Below are 2,711 nucleotides of genomic sequence, written 5' to 3'. Positions count from 1 at the left end.
GTGGTGTTCTACCACTGAACTACTTCCGCATGTCGTTAAGCAACAAGTTAAATAATACAAGCCAATTGCGTTAGTGTCAAGTAAGTTTATTAAAAAAATAATAAAAAATATAATTAATAAAAATTAGTGTAGAAGTGTTATTTTAGCGGATTTTTTGTTCTTACGTAGAAATGTATCGGTGCAGTAGTTTAATGAAGTACGAGATAGTACATAGAATGCCATTTAAGTATGGTGAGGGTAAAAGTATAGACATTATTATTTTGTATCAATAAGGTGGTTTTTCAACGTTTTTCATAAATATAAGGCAACTGTGAAAGAAATTGTTGCCAGTTCTCGTATTTATGTATATCTATTAGTCGAAATATTTTAATTTTTTTCTGTCAACGTCAGACAATCTTTCCACACATAATTTTTTATAATAGCCAAAAGTGCGGAAAGGGGAAAGTTATATGACAAGTATTGAATGGTATAATACAACGAATGTAGAAGGCCGAAAAATAGGTATAAAAAAGAAACAAATACTGATAGGCTCTCTATTTTTCTTAACCGCTTTTTTTCTAGCTCAATCCGTTGTGTTCGAAGCAGCTGTACCGTTCTCAGTTCCTTTTTGGGCCATCATTCGAACGAAATATAGGGAGTATGCAAAATATGTTCTATTTGGTAGTTTAGTTGGTTGTTTTTTCCTTGGCTTTGGACAAGTCCTTATTCTAGCTTTACAGATCGTTATGTATGAATGTATTATGCGTTTCCGTTACTGGCAGCTGCCACAAAGCATTGCCGTATCTTTAGCTGTATTGCTAGTACAAATAATGTGGCAAGGAGTGATGTATCAAGGCTTACCACCAGTGCTTGTACAATTTTATGTAGGCTGTGAGGTAGCTCTAGCTCTTATTATGACGCTGTTTATGCAAGTGCTGTTTGTTAACTCGTATGAATGGTTTACGAGTCATTGGACATATGAGAAGCTGGGTTCTGGATTAGTGGTGTTTGCCGCCATGCTTACAGGGATGCAAGCAGTTGTGTTTAGCTATTTTTCTCTCCCCATTTTTTTATTGCAACTCTTTATCTGTTTTGGTGCATTAGTTGGGAGTGTTCCCTTGGCAACTGTAATCGGGGCTGTGCTAGGGACGCTAATCGGTGTGGCAAAGCTTTCATTTACCGGCATGCTCTCAGTTGCAACTTTAACAGGGCTGTGTGCGGGTATGGGAGCGAAGGGTGGTAGATTTGGGGTTGCCATCGGAAGTATTTTACCAAGTGTGTTCTTTTTATTTTATGACGCCACATTGCCTTTAGATAGCGTTTATTTTACCTCTATTGCTATTGGTAGTCTTCTTTTTCTAATGATTCCTAAAAAATATTCAGATAAGGTAAGGGACAAGCTCTTCCCACAACGTGAGGAGGTTTTACTGGCACGTCAGAACTGGTTAACAGATCATGTAACATATAAGTTAGAGCATTTTCAGCATTTTGTTCAATTCATGAAGGAGCTTGTGTTTGATCGTTTTATGACGGCACCGGTTGAAGAAGCGAAGGAAGTTTCTCCAATGAATACTTGTTTAAGTTGTTTCAGATACGAACATTGCTGGGGAGCTAAAAATAATGGGATGGACAAGCTGATGACTGATTGGTTTCATATGAAAGGAGTAGGTAAAGAATCAGCTATCCACCGTGTAGAAGAACAAATACGCTATAAATGTGTGAAATCGACGAAGATTTTTGAGGAGTTAGATACGGAGCTCTATAGAGAACGGATTAACGGGCAGTATTTCCATGGCAAAAAAATGATTGCTCTGCAACTTCGTGATATGAGTAATCATTTAAACCAGTTAATTGCTGAGATGAAGGAGGATACGATTTCATTTGTAAGTGTTGAAAAAGACATCGCTGAACGTTTAAAGGAGGCCCATATTGAATGTTTTCAACTTGATGTGCTTAGCAATAAGCCAGGAGCAAGAAAAATTGTCTGTGCTTTAGCGCCAGCACGGGTCAACTGGGAGGAAGATACGACACTAGCTGAACGTATGATATTGCCAATTCTTTATGAAATTTTTGATGAACCTTTTGAAATTGAAAAAGTAACAGCCTGTGAAATACCGTTTCGTCATGTACAAATATGCTTTAGATCAGCTATTAGCTTTGAAGTAGAGTATGATATATATAGCATGTCTAAAAATGCTACCTTATACTCTGGGGATTCACATGCCCTCTTCCAATTGCATCCAGGGTTATTTGCGATATTGTTGTCTGATGGTATGGGGCAAAGTAAAGAAGCACAACATGAAAGTAGAAAATTGATACATTTGATGAGAGAGTGTCTCAATTACAATATGAATCCGGAAACTGCGATGCATACATTGCATTATGTCATGTCATTAAAGCAACAAGATGATATGTACGCAACACTTGATTTTGCTCTCGTTGATTTACAGCATGGTGATTTGTGGTCGTGGAAGGCTGGAGGAATGTCGACCTATATTTTACGTGGGAAAGAAGTACTGAAAGTTGAAAGTAATGCAGCACCTGTAGGATTCTTATCAATTTCAGCAGTGGAGGCTGAGAAAAGGAAACTGAAGGCAGGAGACGTCATTTTAATGCATTCAGATGGTCTATTTTCAAGCGTAGCTGATTGGAGTGAGCAGGAGGAGGCGTTTTTAGCTTTTGCACAGCAGGTCGCAAGTACAAATAAAACCATTCAAGAAAAGTTAACTACG

The 2,711-nt window shown here is 37.8% G+C and carries 1 protein-coding gene; it reads left to right on the top strand.

Annotated elements, in window-relative coordinates:
- Positions 1-449: 449 nt before the first annotated feature.
- Positions 450-2,711, top strand: a 2,262-nt coding sequence (locus RT445_RS04545) for a SpoIIE family protein phosphatase (protein WP_313469897.1), incomplete at its 3' end; no start/stop codon positions are given.

Source organism: Lysinibacillus sp., assembly GCF_032093475.1.
Classification (GTDB): domain Bacteria; phylum Bacillota; class Bacilli; order Bacillales_A; family Planococcaceae; genus Lysinibacillus; species Lysinibacillus irui.
Note: the sequence above shows the minus strand (reverse complement) of the source record. Positions and strands in the feature narration are given on the sequence as shown.